At 69.1% G+C, this 23,574-nt stretch carries 21 protein-coding genes and 5 pseudogenes; 10 read left to right on the plus strand and 16 right to left on the minus strand.

Features of this window, described 5'->3' with window-relative positions; genetic code table 11:
- Positions 1-67: 67 nt before the first annotated feature.
- Both AB0M39_RS01690 and AB0M39_RS01695 read right to left on the minus strand, forming a co-directional pair.
- Positions 68-599: pseudogene (locus AB0M39_RS01690) on the minus strand (XRE family transcriptional regulator).
- A 121-nt stretch (positions 600-720) separates the two neighbouring features.
- Positions 721-1,935, minus strand: coding sequence for an MFS transporter (locus AB0M39_RS01695; protein ID WP_365358985.1), 1,215 nt, complete (start codon positions 1,933-1,935; stop codon positions 721-723).
- Positions 1,936-2,124: 189 nt separating this feature from the next.
- Here AB0M39_RS01695 and AB0M39_RS01700 point away from each other — a divergent pair.
- Together AB0M39_RS01700 and AB0M39_RS01705 are read left to right on the plus strand one after the other, a co-directional pair.
- Positions 2,125-2,243: pseudogene (locus AB0M39_RS01700) on the plus strand (IS5/IS1182 family transposase); the annotation flags it as partial.
- Positions 2,244-2,620: 377 nt separating this feature from the next.
- Positions 2,621-3,415, plus strand: coding sequence for a hypothetical protein (locus AB0M39_RS01705; protein ID WP_365358987.1), 795 nt, complete (start codon positions 2,621-2,623; stop codon positions 3,413-3,415).
- Between the two features lie 332 nt (positions 3,416-3,747).
- On the opposite strand, the gene AB0M39_RS01710 is transcribed toward AB0M39_RS01705, so the two are convergent.
- Positions 3,748-4,152: a hypothetical protein gene (locus AB0M39_RS01710; protein ID WP_365359297.1), complete on the minus strand. Its 405-nt coding sequence runs from the start codon at positions 4,150-4,152 to the stop codon at positions 3,748-3,750.
- Positions 4,153-4,459: 307 nt separating this feature from the next.
- On the opposite strand from AB0M39_RS01710, the pseudogene AB0M39_RS01715 reads away from it, so the two are divergent.
- Positions 4,460-4,760, plus strand: a pseudogene (locus AB0M39_RS01715) (hypothetical protein).
- Between the two features lie 28 nt (positions 4,761-4,788).
- Here the strand turns inward: AB0M39_RS01715 and AB0M39_RS01720 are convergent.
- Entirely contained in the window at positions 4,789-5,214 is a 426-nt protein-coding gene (locus AB0M39_RS01720; protein WP_365358989.1) for a MarR family transcriptional regulator, read from the minus strand.
- A 100-nt stretch (positions 5,215-5,314) separates the two neighbouring features.
- Between AB0M39_RS01720 and AB0M39_RS01725 the strand changes: the two genes are divergently transcribed.
- Together AB0M39_RS01725 and AB0M39_RS01730 are read left to right on the plus strand one after the other, a co-directional pair.
- A complete protein-coding gene (locus tag AB0M39_RS01725) occupies positions 5,315-6,304 on the plus strand; it encodes an aldo/keto reductase (protein WP_365358991.1) in 990 nt (329 codons plus the stop codon).
- Between the two features lie 714 nt (positions 6,305-7,018).
- Positions 7,019-7,549, plus strand: coding sequence for a hypothetical protein (locus tag AB0M39_RS01730; protein ID WP_365358993.1), 531 nt, complete (start codon positions 7,019-7,021; stop codon positions 7,547-7,549).
- A gap of 486 nt (positions 7,550-8,035) precedes the next feature.
- Here AB0M39_RS01730 and AB0M39_RS01735 read toward each other — a convergent pair whose 3' ends face one another.
- The 11 genes and pseudogenes from AB0M39_RS01735 to AB0M39_RS01785 form a co-directional block, all read right to left on the minus strand.
- The gene (locus AB0M39_RS01735; protein ID WP_365358995.1) at positions 8,036-8,248 is read right to left on the minus strand and encodes a hypothetical protein; all 213 of its coding nucleotides are present in this window, start codon (positions 8,246-8,248) and stop codon (positions 8,036-8,038) included.
- Entirely contained in the window at positions 8,248-8,649 is a 402-nt protein-coding gene (locus AB0M39_RS01740) for a hypothetical protein (RefSeq protein WP_365358997.1), read from the minus strand. Before AB0M39_RS01740 ends, AB0M39_RS01735 begins: the two co-directional genes overlap by 1 nt.
- 51 nt (positions 8,650-8,700) lie before the next feature.
- A complete protein-coding gene (locus tag AB0M39_RS01745) occupies positions 8,701-10,164 on the minus strand; it encodes a HAMP domain-containing sensor histidine kinase (RefSeq protein ID WP_365358998.1) in 1,464 nt (487 codons plus the stop codon).
- Positions 10,161-10,859, minus strand: coding sequence for a response regulator transcription factor (locus AB0M39_RS01750; RefSeq protein WP_365358999.1), 699 nt, complete (start codon positions 10,857-10,859; stop codon positions 10,161-10,163). Before AB0M39_RS01750 ends, AB0M39_RS01745 begins: the two co-directional genes overlap by 4 nt.
- A gap of 467 nt (positions 10,860-11,326) precedes the next feature.
- Complete coding sequence (locus AB0M39_RS01755; RefSeq protein ID WP_365359001.1) at positions 11,327-11,824, minus strand: hypothetical protein; 498 nt, start codon at positions 11,822-11,824, stop codon at positions 11,327-11,329.
- 133 nt (positions 11,825-11,957) lie between these two features.
- A pseudogene (tnpA, locus tag AB0M39_RS01760) lies at positions 11,958-12,233 on the minus strand (IS200/IS605 family transposase); the annotation flags it as partial.
- Positions 12,234-12,240: 7 nt separating this feature from the next.
- Positions 12,241-12,381: a hypothetical protein gene (locus AB0M39_RS01765; RefSeq protein WP_365359319.1), complete on the minus strand. Its 141-nt coding sequence runs from the start codon at positions 12,379-12,381 to the stop codon at positions 12,241-12,243.
- Between the two features lie 4 nt (positions 12,382-12,385).
- Positions 12,386-12,862 carry a hypothetical protein gene (locus AB0M39_RS01770; RefSeq protein WP_365359003.1) on the minus strand — a complete coding sequence of 159 codons (477 nt, stop codon included), beginning with the start codon at positions 12,860-12,862 and terminating at the stop codon, positions 12,386-12,388.
- A 240-nt stretch (positions 12,863-13,102) separates the two neighbouring features.
- Positions 13,103-13,390, minus strand: a complete 288-nt coding sequence (locus AB0M39_RS01775) for a hypothetical protein (RefSeq protein ID WP_365359005.1) — start codon at positions 13,388-13,390, stop codon at positions 13,103-13,105.
- Positions 13,391-13,778: 388 nt separating this feature from the next.
- A complete protein-coding gene (locus AB0M39_RS01780; RefSeq protein WP_365359007.1) occupies positions 13,779-14,297 on the minus strand; it encodes a hypothetical protein in 519 nt (172 codons plus the stop codon).
- 830 nt (positions 14,298-15,127) lie between these two features.
- Positions 15,128-15,772 (minus strand): hypothetical protein, encoded by a 645-nt coding sequence (locus AB0M39_RS01785; protein WP_365359009.1) that lies wholly within the window; start codon positions 15,770-15,772, stop codon positions 15,128-15,130.
- A 615-nt stretch (positions 15,773-16,387) separates the two neighbouring features.
- Between AB0M39_RS01785 and AB0M39_RS01790 the strand changes: the two genes are divergently transcribed.
- The 4 genes and pseudogenes from AB0M39_RS01790 to AB0M39_RS01805 all read left to right on the plus strand — a co-directional run bounded on the left by AB0M39_RS01790 (position 16,388) and on the right by AB0M39_RS01805 (position 20,436).
- Positions 16,388-17,146 (plus strand): Atu4866 domain-containing protein, encoded by a 759-nt coding sequence (locus tag AB0M39_RS01790; RefSeq protein ID WP_365359011.1) that lies wholly within the window; start codon positions 16,388-16,390, stop codon positions 17,144-17,146.
- Between the two features lie 230 nt (positions 17,147-17,376).
- Positions 17,377-18,768: an amidohydrolase family protein gene (locus tag AB0M39_RS01795; RefSeq protein WP_365359013.1), complete on the plus strand. Its 1,392-nt coding sequence runs from the start codon at positions 17,377-17,379 to the stop codon at positions 18,766-18,768.
- A 23-nt stretch (positions 18,769-18,791) separates the two neighbouring features.
- Positions 18,792-19,230 (plus strand): annotated as a pseudogene (locus AB0M39_RS01800) (transposase family protein); the annotation flags it as partial.
- Between the two features lie 315 nt (positions 19,231-19,545).
- Positions 19,546-20,436: a hypothetical protein gene (locus AB0M39_RS01805; RefSeq protein ID WP_365359015.1), complete on the plus strand. Its 891-nt coding sequence runs from the start codon at positions 19,546-19,548 to the stop codon at positions 20,434-20,436.
- Between the two features lie 716 nt (positions 20,437-21,152).
- On the opposite strand, the gene AB0M39_RS01810 is transcribed toward AB0M39_RS01805, so the two are convergent.
- Entirely contained in the window at positions 21,153-21,374 is a 222-nt protein-coding gene (locus tag AB0M39_RS01810; RefSeq protein WP_365359017.1) for a hypothetical protein, read from the minus strand.
- A gap of 737 nt (positions 21,375-22,111) precedes the next feature.
- Here AB0M39_RS01810 and AB0M39_RS01815 point away from each other — a divergent pair.
- Positions 22,112-23,572 carry an NUDIX domain-containing protein gene (locus AB0M39_RS01815; RefSeq protein ID WP_365359019.1) on the plus strand — a complete coding sequence of 487 codons (1,461 nt, stop codon included), beginning with the start codon at positions 22,112-22,114 and terminating at the stop codon, positions 23,570-23,572.
- Positions 23,573-23,574: the final 2 nt, after the last annotated feature.

Below are 23,574 nucleotides of genomic sequence, written 5' to 3' on the forward strand. Positions count from 1 at the left end.
AAGCGCTGAATGGCCAACTGTGGCACTCAGTCACATCCGGGCTCGCTGCCTGTTCGGAGTGCGACTTCTACAGCTCGGTCTCCAGGTGCTCCACGTCCGCGAACCGCCTCCACCAGGCAGCTGGCCTGCGGCGGCCGCCGTCCTGGACGTACACCTCCCTGAGCGCTTCGGCGGCGATCTCCCGCAGCTCCTGATCGCCGGCGCTCTGCTCCTGGGCCTTGAAGAGGCGGGCGGCGGGAGGGCGGCGGTCAGGCGCCGGACCCGTTCCTCATCCGTCGACCCGATCGGCACGACGTAGCCGAGCTGGGCCCGAGTGTCGACGACGAGCCGCCGGTGCTCGCCGCCTCCGCCATGGCCTTCGCCTGGATCTGCGGCTGCCACCGCTTCTTGGCCTCGGCCTCCAGCCGGGCGGCGAGGTCCGGACGGGGCTTGCTGGTCTGGTCCTTCGCGTACCGTACGACGGTGCGCTCGGAGATACGCAGCGTCGGGGCTACGGCCTTCGTGCCCTTGGGCTGCTCGACCAGGCACTGAATCCGCGCGCCCGCGCTCTTGGACGCCGGGTAAATCGATCGCGGGCGGTGACCGCCCACTGCAGAAATCCGGCATGTACAACGGCTGACACAATGAGCCGAGTGGTAAGTGGCTGACCGAGCGGCAGCCAGGTCGACGGCCATGAGCTAGGTGTTCGGCAGAAGCATCTGTGGGCGAATCTCTGTGTGTTCAGGACCGCTCGTTGCAGTCCGGCCCGACGAGGCGTGCCCCTATCGCCAGGACCATAAGCACTGCGGTGCAACCGCCTAGCAGCATGACCGCGGACGGAGAGGTGCGGTCCAGGGTGACTCCCCCTACGAGTGCACCAATCGAGATCGTTGCCTGAAAAGAAGCAGTGAACAGGACCGATGCCGCTTCCGGGGCGTGCGGCGCCGCCTTGGCGAACCAGGTCTGCGACGCGACTGGTACGGCGCCATACGCGATGCCCCACACGATCAGCAGCATCACTGCGCCGGTCTCCCAGCGGCCCAACGCTGGAAGCAGGAGGGTCACCGCGGCGATCAGGGCGGCCGCGAGCCCGAAGACGCTCCGCGGATACCGGGCCACCCAGGCGCCGCCCAGGAAGTTGCCGAGGATGCCGGCGGCACCATAGAGCAGCAGGAATGTAGTGATCAGACCACCGCTGGCGTGGGTGACCTGTTCCAAGAATGGTGTCACATAGGTGTAGGCGCCGAAGTGAGCCAGCACGACAAGGAACGTCAGCAGGAGTGCGAAGCGAGTGTCGACGCTGCGGAGCATGCCTTTGAGGACGCCCAGCCGTGTGGCCTGGACCGGAGGAAGCGGCGGGACGAACAAGAGCAGCATGACCAGTACGCCGACCGTCAGAGCTCCCATGACGGTGAAGGCCGTTCGCCATCCAGCGAGATCTCCGATGAGGGTGCCCGCCGGCACGCCGAGGACGGATCCCAGCGGGACGGCAGAGAAGATCACAGCAGTTGCCCTGCCGACCGACGCCGGCGGCACCAGTCGTTCCGCCAGCCCGGCTCCGATCGACCAGAAGCCGCCGATCGTGATCCCGACCATGATCCGGGAGGTCAGCACGAGCCAGTAGTCGGGTGCCGCGGCGGCAAGAAAGTTCGCCAGTGCCAGCAAGAGCATGAAGATGCATAGCATCAGCCGACGGTCGAAGCGTGCCGTGGCCACGGTGACCAGTGGAGCGGCGATCGCCGCCAGAAAGCCCGGCACGGTCATCACCAGTCCGGCCATCCCGTCCGAGACGGTGAAACTGGATCCGATCGAGGTCAGAAGACCGATCGGCAGGATCTCTGTGGTGACGATGGTGAAGATTCCCAGCATCACCGAGACCACGGCCAGCCACCCCATCAGCGGGGACCGAGGGAGTAAGGGTTTGCCGTTGACTGAGGCTGTGGTGGTTGCCGGCATGGCGTTCCGTCCTGTGTAAGGCAGCGCGTTTCGCGATCAGTCCAGCAGGTCTCACCCAGACGTGGCTGGCAGATCTGCGACTGCACCCTTGCCCTTCACGGGTGATGTCGCATTCCGGCTAACAACGGCCAACGCAGTAAGGTGCCTTGGCCCTAGCTGTGGTGTCCGCAGGGCGGGCTGAGCATTCTGATCACATGGGGGCTTCACCATGGATCGTGTCGGACGAGCTGTGGGAGCGGATCGGTCCGCTGCTCCCGTGCAAGCAACGGCGGTTCCGGTATCCGGGGCGCAAGCCCGTGCCGGATCGCCCGCGGCCGGTTCCCGGGCCGGAACTCGGCGATGGGCGGCCTGGTGCTGGGCACCGGGATGCGGAGCCGGGAGCTCACCCACCTGCTGGTTCATGCGCGACAGCCGTCGGGTTGAGTGGGAGGCAACCCTCAGCCTGGCGGGCACGGAGCCTGAAGGCGCCCATGTGCTGGGGAAGGTGTACGAACTCGATCCCGGCTGACGGCTGACGGCCCGCCTCCGTCCGGGAGAGCACCCATCGCACCCGATGTGACGTCAGGAGCCGCAGGGACCAATGCGTCGAGGCCGAAATCCCCCGGGCCCGTCACCGGTTCCGTGAGAAGATCTACGGGCCCCCTCGGGCTCCATCCTGCCGCAGTAACGACTCCTCGGAGAGCCCATGCGCCACGCCCGCCTCCTCTCCGCCGCTGTCCTCCTGCTCTGCACCGCCTGTTCCGGCGGTCCGGACCGTGACTCGGGGGCGAGGGCGAAGAAGGCCGTGGATCACGGGGCGGCCGTGCGCGCCGCGATCGAGAGGACGAGCGCGGACAGCGCCCGCGTGGACGAGAAGATCGAACTGCGGTCCGCCGACAGCCCCACGACGTACGTGTTCGCGATCGCCGGTGCCTTCGACCTGGCGGGCGACAGGGGGCGGCTCACGGTGGAGCTCGAGGGCAGCGGCATGGACCCCGTCGAGGAGGTCTTCGTCGGCGACACCGTCTATGTGCGGGGCTCGCGGGCGGTCGACGAGGGCAAGTGGGCCTCGGCTGTCCGGAGCGAGGCCCTGACCCGCTATTTCCTGCGGGCTCCGCTGAACGACCCCGAGCACCTGCTCCGTCAGATGAAGGCAATGCGGCAGGTGTCGAACGAGGGCGAGGAGCAGGTGAACGACGCCCCTGCGGTCCACTACCGGGGCACGATCGACCACGCCACCGCGACGCTCCGGATGACGACGGAGACGAGACAGGGGCTGGACGACCTGCGCGAGAAACTGGGCGACGACATGCCCGTCTACGCGGACGTGTGGGTCGACGGGAAGGGGCGCGCCGTCCAAGCCCGGCTTTCCTACTTCGGCGGGATGAAGGCCATGACGACAATGACGCTGTCGGACTTCGGAACGCCGGTGAAGGCTGAGGCTCCGTCGGCCAGGCAAGTCGTCCCCGTGACGGCGGGCGAGGACGTCCTGCTGGCCTGAGCGGGCCGAGCCCGGGGCTCCGTGGTCTCACGGGTCCCCTGCCGACGCGAGACGCCCACGTCGCTGACACCGGACCGACCAGCCACTCACACGAGAACGAGAACGAGACAGCTCGGCTCAGCAGGGAGCCGAGGAGAGCCAGACCGGCGGCCGCAGCGCGATGCCGGTAGGCGCGCGCAGTCCGGGCACCGGAAGGCGCCGGCCGGCGGGCCTTGCGGTGCCAGCGGCCGTTGAGCGCGGCACGGAAGGCAGCGCTCCAGGATCTCAGCCCATCGACGCAGGACCACGAAGCCGGCGGTGTCGGCCTGTACCTGGACCAGCCGCTCAAGTGCTCACCTTGTGACTCCTGCCCATGCCGAGATATCCGCGGCTCCCCGACGGACGGCTTCTTCCGGATCCCGGGCGAGCTTCCCGCAGGCCGCTGCGACCTCTGATACACCGCCCAGCCCCACAAGCGCGTCATGCACCCCGGTCTGCAGCCAGTCGGCTTGGCAGTCGTCAGCCTCGGCAACCGCGAGGGCAATAAGCCTGATGGCGGCCACCGTCCCTACCCGTACCAGGGCCTCTGCTGTCTGCCGGGTCACCGCCGTGTCCCCGACGTCCAGCAGCAGTCCCACCAGCGTTTCCGAAGCCTCAGGAACATCAGCGAAGGAAGCAAGGTCACGCCCGGCACGAACACGTCGCGTCCACGAAGGAGACGACGCCTCAACCAAGGCCTCCACCAACCCACTCGTCATCTCTGGCACGACCAGACACTCTCATGCCCCAGAGAAGTTCGAACCCCTGCAACAGCTGCCAACCACGCTTGACGAAGAACACAGAGGCGCCTCGCGCCGTCACAGTTCACCGCGCGGAAGTCACCGCGCTGCATGAAGCCGCCAGCCTCCCCGGTGCGGCGGTGCCGGGCTGGCGGTGGACGAGAACGCCCGGGCCGGCACCTCCATTGCGACCTCCCTGAGGCGGCACTCAACCCGGGTGAAGTCGACCTGCACACCCCCGGCGCCGCCGTGAGCACGAACCCGGCCACAGCGCCGCCGGACCCCGGTGGTGCGGGTCCGCGGCCGCTCCCGCAGACGGATCTCCATTGCCGCGCTGACCTGCTACACGCCCGGCCGCCGGTCCCCCGCCACGCCGGGACGACGGCGGCGCGACGGCCGCAAAAGCCTCTCCTGGCACGACTACCGGGAGGTCACTGCTGCGACGCGGCCGGCTTCCCGGTGTCGCGTTCAGCACCCCCGGACACCTGCCCTAGCGCATCCGATGCGGCCTACGGCACATCCAGCACCGCAGCGAGCTCGTAGACGGCTGCCTCGCCGAGACCGGCCTGACCGTCAGACCCATCTGAGCAGCCCAGCGACATCACGCGTTCAGCCTCAGTGGGCGCCGGCCATGAGCTGGAGCAGGTCGCGGAGGTCGCGTCGCTGGCTCTCGTCGAGGGCCGCGAGCGGGTCGCGGGCGAAGCGGAGGCGGTCGACCAGATCCTCGGCCATCTCCTTGCCGGCGTCCGTGATCGCCAGGAGTTTGACACGCCGGTCGCCGGGGTCGGGCTGGCGCTCGAGCAGGCCACGGATCTGGAGCTTGTCCACGATGCCGGTGAGGTTGGAGGGCTCGGCGCCGAGGCGCTCGGCGATGCGCCGCATGGGCAGAGCGGCGCCTTTCAGGGCGATGAGCACCTTGACCTGCTGCGGGGTGAGGCCGTGGTGGGCAGCCGCGGACTCGTATTCGCGGGTGTACCGGTCGGTGATCGTTGCGAAGAGCTTGGTCACCTCAGAGGTCAGCGGGTCAGGGGTGAGCGTCATGCGCCCCACCCTAGATTAAGTTATAGCGACCTACAACGATTGACAATAATGATTATGCAGAATAAGTTTCTCTCATCACCACCGAACCAGGAGACATCACATGAAGCAGCGCACCCTCGGCACCGGCGGCCCCTCAGTGTCCGGCGTAGGCCTGGGCCTGATGGGCATGTCCGAGTTCTACGGAGCCACCGACGACAGCCAGTCCATTGCCACCATCCACCACGCACTCGACATCGGCGTGAACCTCCTCGACACCGCCGACGTCTACGGAGCCGGCCACAACGAACGCCTTCTGGGCCGCGCTCTGGCAGGACGGCGCCGCGACGACGCCGTCGTGGCCACCAAGTTCGGATCCCGGGCCAGCGCCGACAGGACCACCTTCACCGTCGACTCCACCCCCGAATACGCGCGGCAGGCCGTCGACGCCTCACTGCAGCGACTGGGCCTCGACCACATCGACCTGTACTACCTGCACCGCCGCAACCCCGCCGTACCGATCGAGGACACCGTCGGCGCCCTGGCCGAGCTCATCGCAGCCGGCAAGATCCGCCACATCGGACTGTCCGAGGTGAACGCCGACACCCTGCGCCGGGCCCACGCCGTGCACCCGATCACCGCCCTCCAGAGCGAGTACTCGCTGTGGGAGCGCGGACTCGAGGCCGAGATCCTGCCCACCGCCCGCGAACTGGGCATCACCGTAGTCCCCTACTCGCCCGTAGGCCGCGGATTCCTCTCCGGCAAGATCACCGACACCGCCACCATGGCCCCCGACGACTACCGCCGCTTCGACCCCCGCTTCCAGGGCGAGAACCTGCAGAGCAACCTGAAACTGGCCGAGCGGGTCCGCACCCTGGCCGCCGAAGCCGACCACACCCCCACCCAGCTCGCCCTGGCCTGGCTGCTCCACCAGGGCGAGGACATCGTCCCCATCCCCGGCACCAAGCGCATCACCTACCTGGAGGAGAACGCCGCCGCAGCCGACCTCCGCCTCGACGCCGACCAGCTCGCCGCCCTGGAGACAGCCATGCCGCCCGGCGCCGCCGCCGGCCCGCGCTACCCCGAAGCCTTCATGGACCGCGTCAACAACTGACGCGGCCCCTGGCCCGGCGCCCAGCACCGCCCCAGGCCAGGGCCAGGGCCAGGGCCCGCAACCAAAGCACCCGACGTCGAGCGCCTGGTCATCCGGCTCGCCGCACGGATCGCATCATCAGCCAGGCACCCGCGTGCGCCCCTGATGCGTGGGTACGGCGGGCAGACGAAAATGCGCGGGTCGAGCGGACCGGGGCGAACCCGCGGCGTAGGCAGGCGCGGTGGACGGCCGGGCTGTTGGGCACGACGACCAGTCCGGCCTCGTGGGCGTCGCGATCAATCCAGTCTTCGCCATATCGCGCGGGCCGCCCAGCACACCGTCCCTCACAACTGGGCCCAACTACTGGTCTTCTGACATGCTGTAGTCCCCTTCACCGTTCAGGTCCAGGGTCGTCATTCGGCCCAGAAACCTCCTTCCGAGTTCCTCACGGCTGAGCCGGGGAAACAGACAGAGCGCCTCGTGGCGCACGTGGTCTGTTCGATGACCCATCGGTTGGCGTCCGAGTCGGTGTGAGGTCCCTCATCTCCTCGGCGGGCGATCCGTAGTGCGACGGCGCGAGAGCGAAGCCATCGCCGCAGGTGGGCGTCGTCGTATTCCTTGTCGCTGTGAGGCTCGTCGGGCCGTCTGCGGCGGGGACCGGCGGCTGCGGATCGGCGGTATCGACGGGACAAGGAGCTAAACTGCTCCGCCCCACCCCGACTGGAGGTCACCTCGGTGTTCCCCGCACGGGCACTTGCCGGCGCCCCTTTGGCTCTGGCGATTCTCGCCCTGTCGGGCTGCTCCTCCCACTGGGGCTGCACCGACACGACGGCGGAGCGCGGTCAGGCCGGTGTCAGCGTGCAGGTCGAGGACACGTCTGGGCGGCCTCTCGGCGTCACCGCCGAGGTCGTTGACTGGCGTCTGGAGCCCCACCCGCAGGTGCCCTCCGACGGTGACCAGGTCCACTTCCACTACCGCTTCGACGGTGCCGACGATATGTCCGGCCCTGCAGTGGACGCCTGCGCGGTCGACAAGGAGCGCGTGGCGTTGGGGTGTCAGACGCTTTATTCGTCCGAGGCGCGGCCCGGACCGGACGGCGGCCTCACTGGCGACGACTGGCTCGCCGTCGAGCACCCTAAGCAGGTTGCCAGAGTGCTGTTGATCCCCAACGACCAGTCCTACGACGGACGAACCTGCGAGCAGGACATCAAGGACGGTGGCGGGCCGCATCCTCCGGAACCAGCTGCAATGGGGGACCAACTGTGAGGAGATCGGCTTCTCGATCGCTCGTAACCAGTACCGGCCGCACCGGGGCCGCAGCAGACGGGACCGCGCTTCCTGGCCGGCCTCCTTCCAGACGTTGGTCAGCGAGCGCCTGGAGGTGTCGCCCTGGGACGGCACACTGCGCCGGGCGATCCGGACGCAGCGGAGCGGGAGAGCGGGTGACGCCGGGGATCGTGGCAGGAGGGCCAGATTCGCGACCTCGTCGCCGTCGTGCCACCGCATCTTGATGACTGACTTCCGTGGGGGCGTACCGGCTTCACGTGCGGCCGAGAGGGCTCCCCGCGCCGGCCGGCGGCGGGCCCGGAGCCCCCGCCGCCGGCCGGTTCGGCCGACCGGGAACATCGTCCGCGCGCATCGAGCGGCGTACGCCTCAAGACCGCTCCGCCGGCCCGCCCCCCGGCACGGCCTGAAGATCCACGGCGTGTGCGAGCACCGCTCCAGCGGGCGGCCCACGGCGAGCCCCTCGGGTCAGCGGCCTGCGTCCGTGTCCGCCGACGCGTCCCGGTCCGCCGCGGCGGCGGCCGACTCCGCCGCGTTCGCCTTCTCCTGCATCTGCGAGTAGCCCGACGGCGTGGCGTCGGGAGTACTCGGCGACGCCCCGTCGTCGCCGGAGCAGCCGACGGCCAGGGCGGCAAGGGCAGCCAGCAGGACCGGAAGCACCGCAGCGGTCCGCGCGCGCATCAGCTCGCCGCCTTGCCGCCGTCGTCGTCCTGGCACCACTCCTTGACCTCGGCGAGGTCCTTCTGACGCTGCTCGAGCACCGGCGCCAGCGCCTTCCGGGCCTTCAGCCGGCCCTCGAGAAACGTGACGACCTCGGCGTTGCCCGCCTTCTTGGCTTTCTCGACGCGCCGCTCCAGCCTGGCCACCGAACCCCGGGTGCCCGCCCCCGCGTCCAACCGCTTGAGCGCCTGGTCGATCCGCCGGTCGATCTTCGGCACCCGGTCGCACAGCGCCTTTGCCCCGTCGCCGGTCGGTGCGGGCGCTGGGGAGCCGTCGGCCGCTGCCGCGCCCGTGCCGCCCGCCAGCAGCGCCGCCGTGGCGAGCGCGGCCAGCAGGGTGCGCCGCTTTCGCAGGATGTCCATAGCAATGCCTCCGTCCCCGGGCAGACCCCGCGTCCGCCCGTCGCCAGCAGGCTAGGAACCCTTCTTGGGGAAATCCTGTGACCGGTATGTCCTGGCCGTCCCGATCAACCAGTCGCGACGCTCCGGCAGTTCGCCCTCCCCGGCCGGCAGCCGCACCTCGAAGCGCGCCCCGGCAGCGCCCGGTGCGTCGGCGACCGTGACGCTGCCGCGGTGCAGCGCGGCCTGCTGGGCCACCAGCGTGAGCCCCAGCCCGGTGCCCGCGCTGGACGGGCCGCGCCGGAACCGCTCGAAGATCCGCTGCCTGTCCTGCCCCGGCACCCCAGGACCGCCGTCGTCCACGGTCAGCACGATCCACTCCCCCACGCGGACCATCCCCACCCTCACCCTGACCCGCCCCAGCGTGTCGGCTCCGTGCGCCACGGCGTTGGCCAGCAGATTGTCCACGAGCAGCCGCAGTCCCGGCTCCCAGCCACGCACGCTGATCCCCGCCGGCGCGTCCAACGCGACCACCGCGCCCGGCTCGCGACGCCTCACCTCGGCCACGGCGGCCTCCGCGATCTCCGTCAGGTCGACGATGCGGAACGCCTCGGCCTCCACCAAGTCCCCGCGCCCGAGGTCGCGCAGCATCAGCAACAACCCCAGCAGCCGGCTGTGCTCGCGGCGCAGATCGTCGACCACCTCGGCGCGGTCCGCCTCGGCCAAGGTGGAATGGACGGCCAGGATGTCCAGATTGGTGCCCATGCTCATCAGGGGGGTGCGCAGTTCGTGTGCGGCGGCCGCCGAGAACGAGCGGGCCGTGTCAAGCGCCTGGGCGGTGCGAGCGGCCTGCTCGTCGTAACGGGCGAGCACCGTGCGCACGGTGGCGGCCAGCTCGTCGACCTCGGTGAGACCGGTCCGCTCCAGCAGCGGGCGCGCACGGTCGGCGCGCGGGTCGAGACCGGCGGTACGACGGGTCAGCCGACGCAGCGGCGCGGCGGCGCCCGCGGACATCCCCCAGGCGAGCACGCCGGACAGGGGCGCCGCGAGCACAGTGGTGACCAGCACCCGCCGCCGCACCAACTGAAGCTGTCCTGGGTCGGCGGTGTCCCGCGCGAACACCCACAGCGTGCCGGACGCCGACGATGTACGCACCGGGCGGGCCAGCACCCGCCAGCTGCCGCCCTCGGCAGGCACGGTGACCGGTGCGCCGGTGCGCTCGGGCAGCGCCACGCCGGAGCCGGGCTGCGGCCCGGCGCTGAAGGAGCCGTCCGGTCCCACCACCCGAACACCCACGTCAAGCGCCGCGCTGTAGAGGGCGCGTTCACGGTTGTCCGCCGCTCGGGACCGACCCGCAGCCCCGGCCCGCAGCAACGCCCGGGCGTCCGGGACGATCGCCGCGGCCCGGTCTTGCAGATGCTCGTCCGCAGCGCGGTGCAGATCACGGGCGACGAGCTGAAGCAGCAGCCATCCGAAGGCCAGCACGAGCAGCGGCACCGTGCAGCCGACCGCCAGTCCGATCCGGACCGACAGCCTCACAGCTCCTCCCGCAGCACGAAGCCGACCCCGCGCACGGTATGGATCAGCCTGGGCGCGCCGCCGGCCTCCAGCTTGCGCCGCAGATAGCTGACGAAGGTGTCGACGGCATCGCTGCGCACGTCGAAGTCGTAGCCCCACACCCGCTCCAGCAGCTGGTCGCGGGTAAGGACGAGCCCGGCGTTGCGCGCCAGCACCTCGAGCAGCTCGAATTCGCGCCGGGTGAGGTCCAGCAGCCGTCCGCCGCGCCGGACGGTGCGGGCGGCAGGGTCCATCAGCAGATCCGCCACCCGCAACGCTTGATCCCGGGCGTCGGGCGGCCGTCGGCGCAACAGCGCCCGCAGCCGCAGCACCAGTTCCTGCAGGGCGAACGGCTTGACCAGGTAGTCGTCGCCGCCGGCCTGCAGGCCGGCTATCCGGTCGGCGGTCTCGTCGAGCGCGGAGAGCATGAGAACCGGAAGATCACGGCCGTCGGCGCGCAGCCGCGCGCACACCTCGATGCCGCTCATACCGGGCATCGACACATCCAGAACCAGTACGTCGGGCGGGCCGTCAGCGATCGCAGCGAGCGCGCCCAGCCCATCGGGCGCGGTGCGGACCGCAAAGCCGCTCAGCCGCAGTCCACGCTCCAACGACCGCCGGATGGCCCCGTCGTCGTCCACGACCAGCACCGAACCGGGGGATGCCGTCCCGCCCATGCGCGCCTCCTCACACCAGCCGCCTACGCCCAGCCGGCGCACGGGCCGCTCCGGTCAGCCGTCAGCCGACGGCCGTCAGCGTAACGCCGCTCTCCCGCACACCGGCAACCTCGGCGGGCACGGCACTCTACGGCCACAGCGCCACTTCCCCGCGGCACCGGTCGGCCTGTGGCCCGACATCGACGGCGTCGAGATTGACGTCCCCCCGCCGACCGCAGGATCGAGAGCACCTCCGAGGGCACCTTCGAAGCCCTCCTGTCGACGCTGAGGTCTGCCGGGAGCAAGGCCGTGCGCGCCAGCGAACCGTCTTGGGAGGCGCACGGCGGGAAATCCTCCCGCCCACCCCCGAGCGACAGGGGAGGCCGAGGCACCAACGCCAACTCGTGTCCGAAGGCCCAACCGAGCGAAGCACACCGCCCGCTCACGCCTGACCCCGCCGATGCAGAGTCAGGCATGCACGCCCCGAACTAGCCGATGATCTTGAGAGTCACCAGTTCCAAGTTCTTGCCCTTGCCCGTGGTACCAACCTCGACGCGAGTGCCGCGGAAAGGACCGATCCACCCGATGTCCTGCACCTGGCCGATCCCCTCCAGGCTCCCGTACGACAGGGTCACGCTCACGGCCTCCATGGGCTGAGCCTGGCCGACGGTGCCCACTCTCTTCACCTGGCCTGAGGCCACACACTCACCATGCGGAGTCTCCCAGCCCACATTCCGGATATGGGCGTTGGCGCAGAAATAGCCCCGCCCCCAGACCTGGATCTCCATGGCCTCGATCGCCCTGTTCTCCCCTACCGTCCCAGCGAACTGCCCATCGCAGTTCCACTCCATCCAGCCCTTGCCGGCCACATGAGCCCGGTAGCAGACTTTCACTTTCTCCGTTGCGGCGGCCTCAGCCGCTCCACCGCTCATCACAGCCAAACCCAGCACAGACAACGCCAGGAACGAACGAGCAAAACGCCTCACGGCAACCCCCTGCAACAAGCCAGAACAAGAGCTCGAACATACAGCACCTTGATCATCTGAGGTCCGCCAGGACCCCGCCAGGCAGGACACCACACCGCCTACGGCCCCCATCACAATCGTCCATGAAGCGAAGTCAGATGGGCCGCTTCTGGTTCTCGACGTACTGCTTGACCACGGTCAGCGGTGCGCCGCCGCAGCTCCCGGCGAAGTAGGAGCCGGACCAGAAGTGTCCGCCCCACAGGCGCCGGCGCACGTGAGTGTCGTACTCCTTGCGCAGCAGCCGGGCCGAGACGCCCTTGAGCGAGTTGACCAGCTTGGAGAGCTGGACCTTCGGCGGGTAGCGCAGGAGGTGCACGTGATCGTCCTCGCCGTTGAACTGCTTCAGCTCGGCCTCGTTCGACGAGGCGCAGCGCCTTCTACAGTTCGTCGTTTCTGAGGGGCTGCGGCGCGGCGGCGGCAGGGGTGGCGAGGAGACTGGTGGAGGCGAGGCTCGCGGCGACGGTGACACCGGCCGCAGCGGTGAGGGTGTGTCTGCGGGTCATGTCGGTGGGGCTCAACAGGTCAGCCTTCTTTCCGTGTTGTCGTGCGCTGCTTGTGGTGGAGAAGGGCGGAGGTGAGGGCGCAGGCGAGCGTGAGCAGCAGCAGGATGGCGACGGTCGGGTTGATGTAGTCGGGGATGACGATGGAGTAGTCGCGGCCGTCCGACGCCTCGCACACGAGCCGTAGCGGGATGAAGTCGCCTCTGAGGCCGACCAGGGTGGGTGTTCCCTCGGGGCGCTGCCTCTCGCATTCCTCGGCCTGTTCCTGGTCCTCGAGGAAGAGGACGTGGAGACACCCCCACAGGTAGAGGGCGATGGCGACGGCGGCCGTCGCCAGGGACAAGTCCCGCCATACGGCGAACGGGGTGTACCGCCGGCGAGCCTGTCGTGTGAACCGTGAGCACAGGTACGCGGTGAGGCCCAGCACGGTCGCCGCACCGGCGACCAGGATGGAGAACAGCGCTGCGAAGTTATGCCCTTGCCAAGCGTCGGATGCCATGATCATGACCTTTCAGGACCCGCGGATGATGCGGTGCACTTCTCGAAGATCACGTAGAGCGGCAGCCGCAGCTTCGCGTGCCCCCCCTGCCTCGCTGCCGAATCACTGGTAGCGGCGGGGATCTCCAGGTCGTCCGAGTCGGAGTAGTCGAGGGCCGGGCGGCGCATCGGGGTCTCCGCATGGTCGCCAGTTGCTCTGCAGGCGGCCCTCGCGGTTTCTTAAGGGGCCGCCTGCTGCTGGTTAGCTCTGCAGCTCTCGCTTGACGTTCTTCACGATCGAGACGACCGGGGTTTCCGGCAGGGGCTTGCCGGGGTCCTTCACGGTGAGTTCAGTGGGCCACGACGTGCCGGGGAAAAGGGCGACCGCGTCGGTGTCCACTCGCACCGTCGCGTCAAATCCGCCCGGCCCGGTGATGCGTACCTCGACATGGTAGAAGGCGCGCTCCTTGCCGCTGTTGGTGATGCTCAGCGGCAACGTCAACGAACCCCTGTCAGGACGGGGCTTGAAGACAGTGACATCGCCGCTCACAACGACCGGCTGTCCAAACTCCTCACTGCCTTGAGCTATGCCGGTCGGTGTGCTGCGAGCGACGGGGTCACCGCTGGCAGCCGCTGCCCGCCGCTCGTCGATCTCGGCGCTGACGCGATCCTGCGCCCCAGGCCGAGATGACGACGGTGCGGGCGCAGGCGTCGCCTCGGCAGACCTCGAAGGCGAGTCCGCCCCTGCCGCCGACTCTGCCGATCGACCGACAGACGGAGGCCCACTGGGCGCAAATGAACCTGGCGGGCCGCCAGCCGTTCTGTCGCTCCCCCCGTCCTCTCCGGTGAGAACAACGGCTGTTCCAGTCGTTATCGCCGCTGTCAGCAGCAGGGCTCCGCCCCAGGCGACAGTCCGGCGGCGCGGCATGGGCCGCCGCCTAGTTGCACGAGAAGGCATATTGGGAGGTGTAGTTGATGAAGTCCGACATCTTTGCTGTGACGGTCGCGCACACGGGGTGCCTGGTGTAAACGGGGCCGGCGTACTGGCTGAACGTGGCACTGCCGGTGTCGCAGTCGGCACCCGGGTATTCGCCGCAGACCTTCGCCGTCATACTCTGGGCTCTGCCCGTGTTGTCGTCGAAGATGAGGCAACCGCCTGCCTGGCTGTTGTAGGCAATGACGGTTGCAAGTCGTAGCCTGGGATCAGCTCCCAACGGCAGCGGTATGGCCCTGTTCAATGTGCACCCCGCGCCACACGCGTCTGCGGCAGCCGCAACCGCCCCCGGGTAAGCCGCGGCGAACTCTCGAGTCTCCTCGGACACACCGGCGGACATCTTCACATCGGTACCTGTGGGACCCTCAGCGGCTGACGCGTGAGGCGCAGCAACAGTGAGGGCAGCGACAAGGGCTGTATCCGTAACCGCTAATCGAGTGGTGGATCCGGCGATGGCCAGCATGCAGCTTCCCCCTCATGAATGCACCGAGTGCAATCGACTGATTCTGGTCCGTATGGGCGAGAGGCCGTTGAGTGTTGCCCGAACTTCCCAGTCCCCATTCTGCGCACGACCTCTCTCAATCAGACGAGAGCCTAGGAGGCAGTCACGCCACCTCCAAGGGATGTAGACCAGCCATCCCGCTCCCCCTCAGCAATTGCAGCTACGGAGAGCCATCAAGGCACCCACCCTGATGTCGTATGCGGCATTTGAGCCACCGAGTGTCACCTGAGGTCACACAAGTCAACGGGACATGTCCTACATCACATAGCCATCACACGCTCAACCGTCACCCACCCCCAACACGCATCGAATCCGCTTGTGTCGAGACAGGGCCTCTATCAGCGCATGCGACCCCTTAGCCGCCCTCCGGCTCGATGTACGACGACGAGCAAAGCACCAAGTCCTCTCCTGATCGCTCGGCATGCGTTCAGCACGGCGAGGCTGAAAAATGACGCAACCACTCGAGCTCGGGATCCAGAACGACTCTGGCAGGACGGCCGTGCACAGCAGCCCAGTGCAACAGGGAGTCCCGGGCATTCATCCGTGTGAGCAAGCATCCCTCGCAGTCACGCATCGCGCCCGTTGGCGGTGTACGGCGCGGGTTCGCGTTCGCCGACGACGACGGAGCCGCGCAGCGGAGCCATCGGCCTCGGCACCCCAACTGGACCAATCGCGGGGCCGTTCACGGCCGGGCAGCGGCAGCGGCAGCGGGCAAGCCCGGCCGCGCACCGCTGAGCGGCTGAGGGCAGCCGGCGGTCGCCCGTGATCGCGTACGCCGGTCGCGAGCCGGTCTACCGGGACGCGTCGGCGAGCTTGGACAGCTGCTCGTCCACCGCGTCCTGCGGCAGCACGGCAGGGCCGTCGCCCCTGGTCACCGATTGGAACGTGGCAATCGTCGAGCCGATCCGCACCACGGTGACGGTCATCGGCACCTTCAGCGGTCTCTCCCCCTTCGAGGAGAGGACCTGGAGCAGCCGGAAGGAGGCGGACCAGTCGCCGAGTTCAGGATCCGGCAGGGGTGTGACGTCCTCGTAGTCGAAGCCGAAGCCGGACAACGGGGTGAACTCGGTGCAGTCGCGCAGCGCGGTGCGGAGTGCGCGGGTGACGGCGTCTGCCTGGTCGGGCGGGTAGGAGGCCAGCATCATGGCTCCGCCCCGGTCGCCCTCGGCGGAGCTGATGACCTGCTTGACGCGGCCCCTGGGCGGGAACGGGCTGGACATGCTCGCCGCGTCCTGGACCGCCTGGCACTTGGCAGGCTTCACCGGGCTGGCGTCGACCCTGGCCGGGCCGAGCAGCGCCTCGAAGGTACGCGCAGGAAGATCCTCGGACGTGAGGGCAGCCCGTTCCAGCTCCCGCTGGTCCAGCACCCTGCTCCCCGCAGGCGACGCGGCAGGACGCTCGTCCACCGCGGTCTTGCCCGTGGCCTGGCAACTCACCGCTGACAGGGCCGCCGCGGCGCACGCGGGCCACCGCCGACAGTGCCCGTCCGCGGCCGTGTGCCGGACGTCTCTCCACCACCGCACCCCCCCGAGTACAAGATCGCCAACCGTGAGTAAACGCCCGACCTCCCCCGCCGTCAACGTTCGAACGGCACAGCGGCCAGGTATGGCCTGATCGCAGCGATCCGGTACGAGGCCCGGCCGGAGGCGGCGACCGCGGTGTACGACGAGGTCGGCGGCAAGGGCGCCGACAGCGACGCAACCTGGGGACGGCTGGGCTGGCAGGTCCCCTTGGCATTGCGCACCGCGTCGCTCCGGCGGGCCCTGGGCGCCGCGCGCCCAGCATCGCAAGCGACTTCGTGCGGCGCGAGAGCGGCGCGGGCCGTTCAAGACCTACCTTCCCCGTCCATGGCCTCCGCCGTCGTTCGCGGCGGGACGGATCGTGGGTGTCGTAGACCTGGGATAACGGCAGCCTGGCTCCGATTCCACCGTGCGACGAACCTAGTGGTCAGGCAGCCGCTGTAGCTGCCGGACTCTCGCCTCCAAACCTGCACCGGCGCTCATTTCGCGCAGCGGTGACCCCGATGAGGCGACCCCACTGAGGAGCGTGCAATGAGCATCGCCGACACCACCGGCACTGTGAGCTGGAACCCCGGAGCCCTCAAGGAGATCCTGTCGAACGACGAGAGACGTCCCGTCCTGTTCGCCAACGCCCGCATCCTGACGATGGATCCGCTGATCGGGACCATGACCGGTGCCGACCTGCTGTTCGTCGGCTCTCTGCTCGTGGGCGTCGGCCCGGGCATCATCACCGCGGCGGGGGACGACAACGCCATCGTCGTCGACTGCACCGGCCTGACCATCGCCCCCGCCGTCGTGGACGCCGTCGCGCTGGCCGGCGGCCGTGGCCAACGGTCGGAGTACGTCGCGACGCTGACCCCGGGCAACATCCCCGACTTCCTGGTGGTGCCCGACGCGCTCGCCGCGGATGGGCCGAGCGCGCTGGCCGCCCTCGTGACCGTGCCGGAACAGGTCCGCGCTCTCGTCGCGGCCGGCAGGCCGGTCCTGTGGGCCGGCACGGACGTGCCCGGCCGGGTCACCGCGCCCGAGGCGGGCATCCCGGCCGCAGCGGACCTGACCGCCAGCCCGCCCGTCGGCGTCTGGATCGACAAGAACGACTTCCTGCACCAGGAACTCAGCGCCGACGGCCGCTACGACGAGACCCGAGGCGGGCGCCCACACGCCTACCAAGGCCGGTACTGGATCGACGGCGACCGCATCGACTACCTGGACGACCTCGGCTTCTGGGCCTACGGAGAGTTCCAGGGCGACGAACTCCACCACGCCGGCTACGTCATGACGCTCCGCTGACCTTCCCTCCGACCGGCAGCCCAAGCTCCCGATCCTGGGTGCGCGACACCTGGGGAAACCGCGGCCTGGTCGCCGTCGCGGACTCGATCGAAGCCGGGCTCGAACAGCCTCGGCCGGTCACCCCCGGCACCCCGCACTTCCTGCCCTATCGGCCCTATCCGCCCTTTCAGCCCTCCGTCCGGAGGGTCCATCCTCCCGGCTCTCTCCGCCGCACCGAAAGAAGACCTCTCATGAACGTCAACAACACGACCAGCGCCGCCGTGCTCGAAGAGCTCCGGCGTCGGCCCGCCGACCGGCGGCGCATCCTGTTCACCGGCGCGACCATCGTCACCATGGACTCCGATCTCGGCGTCATCGACGGCGGCGACCTCCTCGTCGAAGGCGACACGATCACCGCCGTCGGCCGCGGCCTCGACGCGGAAGGGGCCGTGGTCGTCGACGCCGCCGGCACGATCCTGACCCCCGGCTTCGTCGACACCCACCGGCACGCCTGGCAGGCCCAGCTGCGCCGGATCATGCCGGACGTCGACGACCTCGGCGACTACATCACGGCCACCCTGGCCGGCTACGCCACGGTCTACCGACCCCAGGACATGTACATCGGCAACCGGCTGGCCGCCCTGACGGCGATCGACAGCGGCATCACGACGATGCTCGACTTCTCCCACAACTCCCGCACCCGCGAGCACTCCGACGCCGCGATCGAGGCCCTCGTCGACACCGGCATCCGTGGCGTGCACGCCTCCATGGGCCCGAGCTTCGGCGCGTGGGACCGGCAGTGGCCCGGCGACCTGTCCCGCCTCAAGGGCCAGTACTTCAGCAGCGACGACCAACTGCTCACGCTGCGCCTGGCGACCCTGGCCACCGAAGAGATCTCCGGATCGGAGCCCGCCTACGGTCCCGAACTCGCCCGCGCCGCGAAGGAGCTGGGTATCGGCGTGAGCGTGGACGCCGTGTTCGGCGCGTCCGGCTCCGAGGCAGTCCTGCGCTGGGCCGAGGACGGCATCCTCGGCCCCGACATCACCCTCATCCACTCCACCGGACTGACCTCCCAGGCGTGGAAGGCAATGGGAGAGACCGGCGCCACTGTGGCCCTCGCCCCCACGTCCGAGGCGCAGATCGGCCTGGAGACCGCGATCCCCGCCGTCGACGAGGCACTCGCCGTCGGCATCCGCCCAGGACTGAGCATCGACGTCGAAGTCGCCCTGGCCAGCGACATGTTCACGCAGATGCGCGTCCTGCACGCCATCCAGCGGATGCGCGCGGTCAACGCCGCCTACGGCACCGACCAGCAGCCCTCCCGCATCACCACCTACGACGTCCTCGACTTCGCCACCCTCCAAGGCGCCCGCACCAACGGCCTGGCCGCCGTAACCGGCTCACTCACGCCGGGAAAGAAGGCCGACCTGCTGGTCGTCCAAGCCGAGGACCTCAACAACATGCCGCTCAACGACCCGATCGGCACGATCGTGCTGGGCTCCGACGCCCGCAACATCAGCGCCGTCCTCATCAACGGCGAGCCCCGCAAGTGGGACGGACACGTCCTCGACGTCGACCTGGCCGCCCTGCGCAACGAGGTGCACGCCTCGCGCGAGTACGTCCTCAACACCCCCGCCGCCTGAGCAGCCCCCACCTTCGTCCCCTGGCCATCGAGCCGGCATCCCGTCCCGCCGTCGCCGCGGATCGGGTGTGATCGTGGACGGGACCCTGATCCCGGTCCGTGACCGGCACGTCGGCGCTCATGGTCGTCGCGGCCCGGCACGGCACAGGGGAGCAAGGCCAACGAGCAGGTCTGGCGGAACTCCGGCCTCGCCCAGCACTGTGAGGAAGTCACCGTGCTGGGCGACGGTGCCTACGTCAACACCGGCCTCCTCGTCCCGCACCGCAAACGCCTCGGCCGGGACCTGCTGGCCGGCGAGGAAGAAGACAACGCAGAGCACCGCAGAGCCGGTGCCCGTGTCGAGCACGCCTTCGCCCGCATGAAGCACTACAAGATCCTCCGGGACTGCCGGCAGCACGGTGATGGGCTCCACCACGCGGTCCAGGCCTTCGCCCACATGCACAACCTCGCCCTGGCCGCGTGATCAGAACAGGTGTGAGCCATCTACTCCGCCAGGCTCCGGGGGATCTGCCGCACGTCATCGCGGACGCACGGGACCAGGCGGTAGCAATGACTTCGTCGTACGACCACCATCGGAGCTGTCCGCCGATGGCGGGAGCACACCATCCTGCGACGTGAACTGCGGCTCGCAGGCCCGTACGTCGGCAAGGCCCACCGCGCCGGCTGTTTATGCAGCACTGTTCACGTGGAGATCTTTCGTCTTCGTGCCGTACCTGAACACAGGGTCCGGGCACCCCGTATATGTCGAGAGAGTGAGGGCGAAGCGACGGGAGAACTCGTGAAACACACAGTGCACAGAAGCTCAAAATCCGGGATCCGGGTGGCTGCCCTCTCGGCAGCCCTTGTCGTGGGCTGCGGTGGGATCATCATGGCCGGTGTCACCGCATCCGCTGGAGAAGGTGGACAGAAGCCAGGCGCCGAAGCTGCGGCAGCATTCAGTCCTGACGTCGACGAAATCGACCAGCCGTCAGCAGCACCTGCCATCGAGTGCCCGGACGTGGACAGGGCGATTCCGGACGTTCCCGCCGAGCATGAGGGGACAGTGCAGCAGTCCCTGCTCCTTATAGATGCCCAAGCCATCGCCGCGAATGAGCGTTTCTCCGACGACAGAGAGCGACTTGAGCGCGATCCCGCCTTGGCTCGGGAGCAGATCTTGACTCCCCTGGAGAACGAACGCCGCTCGACCATCCGAAGAATCGTTTCGCTCACGCAACCGAACGAGGCCGTCGTCGCACAAGAGTTGGAGTCGCTGGCTGTCTGCACGCTGCGAACCGGTGCAGGTGGCAACGATGGGTCCGGGGGCAGCACCCCCGACTTCCGGGCCGACGCCCCGGATACCGGAGTCACCGGCGACGCCGCTTCACCAGGAGTCGACGAGAGCGGAGCTGGAGTCGGCAACGGAAACGGGAACGGCAACGGAAACGGCAACGGTGACGGCCAGAACAACGGCAACGGAAACGGTCAGGGGAACGGGAATGGGAGGGGACAGAACAACGGCAACAACAACGGCAATGTCAATGGCGCCGGGGATGGCCGGGACAACGGAAACGCCAACGGCAACGAAAACGGGGCCGGGGATGGCCAGGACAACGGAAACAACAACGGGAACGACAACGGCGGCGACAGCGAGAGTCTGAGCGCAGATCCTCGCAACAACTCCGCTGGCTGAGCGCCTGACAGAGAGGGGATATCGCCGACGTTGGAGCAACTCACGCCGTGTACTTCGACCGTCGTGCACATCTCTGCCTCGATACAGCGTGCAGCGAGGTCTGCCCCGTGGCCCTGCTGAGTCTCCGGGGGTACATGCGCGACTCCGCTGAGCCTCCCAGGGCAACATCCCTTTGTGGCGGCAGCGCTACTGCCGGTCCTACGGGACGCTCCGGGCCAATGGCGCAAGCATCGCCGCGCCATGCTCGCAGCGGGGGTGGCCGGTCGCTTCGCCCGCCGCGGCCTGACTTACAGGCCATCTCATGCGGCTCCTCGCTATGAGGTGTTCGGTACCACGGTGGACTGGGCCCCAGTTCCGTATGGCACCGGTCAGCGGAGCCGGCACGTGCCATCCCGCCGTTTCGAACAGAGTCCGGCCTTCCGGCGTCGCGACCAGCACGCCCTGCACCGCCCTCTGCCCGGCCGCAGCGTTGGCGAGCGTATGCATCACCATGCGACCCAGACCCGGGCGTTGGTGAGCTAGGGCAGTCGTCTCGACCTGGTCGAGTACCACGGTGGGGCCGGTGACGGCGATCTGCCCACGGGCGGCGAAGGCGCCGTCGATGGTGCGCACCAGGACATGGGTGACGCCGGCTCGGGTCCAACGGCGCAACCGGTAGCCGTCGGCGGTCTCGGGCGGGGCCTTTGGAGTAGCTCTAGGGATGTGGGTACCTTCAGTCATACGCCGGGCGCGGTCGTGTCCTCCGTGATCTCGCGGATGACCGCTTCGTCGGCGGTGGTCAGCACATGGCGTACGACATGCACGGACAGGCCGACGTCAACAGTGAATCCCCAGCCAGTAGGGGTGGGGGCGGCTGTGCCGCGCGAAACGGACCAGCCAGAGGCCACATCCGGATGGCCACCGTCCGCGCTGTGCGAGCAGCCGTAGCCGGTGATCACCAGCCTGTCTTCTCTCTCGGCCGCTTCGAGCACAGCGCCAGCTGGAGCGAAGCGATATCAACTGTCGGCGCAGGAGCGCGAGGCGCGGGTGGTGGCCGGTGCGGACCCGGAAGTTCTCGCAGGAAGGCAGGGCGGGAAGTCGGCACCGCAGCCCCCGCTCGGGTCAGGCTAGGGACTGGTGTCCTCGTCCGCGCAGTCCGCGGTCGCGGCCTCCTGGGCGAGTCCCCCGCCAACGCTCCACATGGGCACTGCAGGAGTGGGGCGGGAGAGCCAACGCACCCCATCCTCGACCACCTGCGGGCGTCGAGGTCCCCGGCGTCCCCATCGCCGACACCGATCTGTTCGACCCGCTTCCGCCCACGATCGACGGCATGGCCCCGGGCCGATCACTCAGCAAGCCCGGTGCGAGTGACAGGACTGACCGCAGAACCCGATCCGTCACACGGGTATCAACAGCGGCGTTTCGGCCATCACACCAGGAAGGCGAACCCGCGCGCCTTGCGGGTGGATGCACTCTGCACGAGGAGACTCCCGTGCTCCCGTACGGAATCCGCTTCGTCTCAAACACGTGTGTTCGATCAGGAGTCCGCTGTCGTTGATCCCGACAGAGCCACCTGACCACAACGCCTGTGCAGAGAGGTGCAGTTGACCTCGTGGACATCACAGGCGATCCCTCCGGCAGACGGGTACGGCGGCTGGCTCCCCAGGCCCCCGTTCCAACGTCGAGAGGTACTGACATGACGCCCGCCCGCTCCGAGATCCGCGGCCTCGTCGGTGCCTACCTGGAACGGCACCCCGCCGAGCACGACCGTCTGGCGCGGCTGTTGGCGGCCCTCGACGAGGCGGATGATCCGGCGGGCCGCGCGACGCTGCCTAGGCACGTCACGTGCAGCGCCGTCGTGATCGACAGCGAACGGCGCGTGCTGCACGTTCGCCACAGGGCCGGTGGCCCGGCTCTCGCGCCCGGCGGCCGCATCGAGGCAGCCGACCGCACGCTGCTCGCCGCTGCGCTGCGCCAAGTCCACGAAGAGGCAGGGATCGAATCCGGAGACCTGTGCCTCACTCCCCAGCTCCTCGGCAGCCCTATCGACATCGACGTCCACGACGTCGCTGCCCGACCGGCCGACGGCGAGCCGGAACACCGGCACTACGATGTCCGATTCGCCTTCTACCTCGCCCACGAGGCTCCCGCGATCCCCTTGCAGGGCGAGGAGGTCTCGGGGGCGCAATGGCTCCCCTTCGACCAGGTCGCCTCGCCCACGTTGCGCGACAAGCTCCTCGACGCCGCGCTCGACGGCCGACCGGAGCCGGTGAACGCCTCGGCGCTGATCTTCGACGACGCCGGCCGATATCTGCTGCACCTTCGCGACCATGTGCCGGGCATCTGGGAACCGGGCGCGTTCGCCCTGCTCGGTGGAGGCCGCGAGCCGAAGGACACCTCGCTTGAGGGCACCCTGCGGCGCGAGCTCGCGGAAGAGGTCCCGGGCCTCGACCTCCCGGTCCTGGAGCCCTTCGCCGTGGAGGCGGCCACCGGCAGAGACGGCCTGTGCGTGCCGGTCCAGATCTTCGCCGGCCGCTGGAACGGCGACCCCGACCACGTGGAGCTGACCGAGGGCGTACTGCTGCGGTGGTTCCCGCCAGAGACACTGGACCGGCTGCGGCTGAGCCCCTCGACCCGCGACCTCGTGCGCCGGCATGCGGCGCAGCACGCCGCCCGCGGCCCTCGGCCGACCATCCCGGTGGCCCGTCCGGCCGCCGGCGAGACCGTGCCGAACGTCGTGGGTGTCCACCTCTACCTGGAGGACCCCGACGGCCGCGTGCTCCTCGGACTGCGTCACCCGGACTCCGCATACGCCGGGGAGTGTTGGCATCTGCTCGCGGGCCACTGCGAGCAGGAGAGCGCTGTCGCCTGCCTCGTCCGCGAGGCACTCGAAGAGGCCGGTCTGGTCATCGACCCGCACGATGCGGAGTTCGTGCACGCAGTGCACCTGGTCGACGCTCCCGGCGCGCAGCCCCGGATGCAGATGGTCTTCCGGGTCCGACGGTGGAAGGGCTCCCCAGAGCTCCGCGAGCCCGGAAAATGCCTCGCCTGGCAGTGGTGGTCGCCCGACGGCCTTCCCGAGCCCATCGTCCCCTACGCCCGGGTGGCAGTCGAGGGGATTCGCGCCGGTCGCCTCTATACCGAGATGGGCTGGTGAGC

Origin of the sequence: Streptomyces sp. NPDC051907, from assembly GCF_040681075.1 — a bacterium.
Lineage (GTDB): Bacteria > Actinomycetota > Actinomycetes > Streptomycetales > Streptomycetaceae > Streptomyces.

What these genes read in the sequence shown, in the direction of transcription:
- AB0M39_RS01695 (WP_365358985.1), bottom strand. Translation starts at nt 1,935, where the DNA reads ATGCCGGCAACCACCACAGCCTCAGTCAACGGCAAACCCTTACTCCCT.
- AB0M39_RS01705 (WP_365358987.1), top strand. Translation starts at nt 2,621, where the DNA reads ATGCGCCACGCCCGCCTCCTCTCCGCCGCTGTCCTCCTGCTCTGCACC.
- AB0M39_RS01710 (WP_365359297.1), bottom strand. Translation starts at nt 4,152, where the DNA reads ATGACGAGTGGGTTGGTGGAGGCCTTGGTTGAGGCGTCGTCTCCTTCG.
- AB0M39_RS01720 (WP_365358989.1), bottom strand. Translation starts at nt 5,214, where the DNA reads ATGACGCTCACCCCTGACCCGCTGACCTCTGAGGTGACCAAGCTCTTC.
- AB0M39_RS01725 (WP_365358991.1), top strand. Translation starts at nt 5,315, where the DNA reads ATGAAGCAGCGCACCCTCGGCACCGGCGGCCCCTCAGTGTCCGGCGTA.
- AB0M39_RS01735 (WP_365358995.1), bottom strand. Translation starts at nt 8,248, where the DNA reads ATGCGCGCGCGGACCGCTGCGGTGCTTCCGGTCCTGCTGGCTGCCCTT.
- AB0M39_RS01740 (WP_365358997.1), bottom strand. Translation starts at nt 8,649, where the DNA reads ATGGACATCCTGCGAAAGCGGCGCACCCTGCTGGCCGCGCTCGCCACG.
- AB0M39_RS01750 (WP_365358999.1), bottom strand. Translation starts at nt 10,859, where the DNA reads ATGGGCGGGACGGCATCCCCCGGTTCGGTGCTGGTCGTGGACGACGAC.
- AB0M39_RS01770 (WP_365359003.1), bottom strand. Translation starts at nt 12,862, where the DNA reads ATGGCATCCGACGCTTGGCAAGGGCATAACTTCGCAGCGCTGTTCTCC.
- AB0M39_RS01780 (WP_365359007.1), bottom strand. Translation starts at nt 14,297, where the DNA reads ATGCTGGCCATCGCCGGATCCACCACTCGATTAGCGGTTACGGATACA.
- AB0M39_RS01790 (WP_365359011.1), top strand. Translation starts at nt 16,388, where the DNA reads ATGAGCATCGCCGACACCACCGGCACTGTGAGCTGGAACCCCGGAGCC.
- AB0M39_RS01795 (WP_365359013.1), top strand. Translation starts at nt 17,377, where the DNA reads ATGAACGTCAACAACACGACCAGCGCCGCCGTGCTCGAAGAGCTCCGG.
- AB0M39_RS01815 (WP_365359019.1), top strand. Translation starts at nt 22,112, where the DNA reads ATGACGCCCGCCCGCTCCGAGATCCGCGGCCTCGTCGGTGCCTACCTG.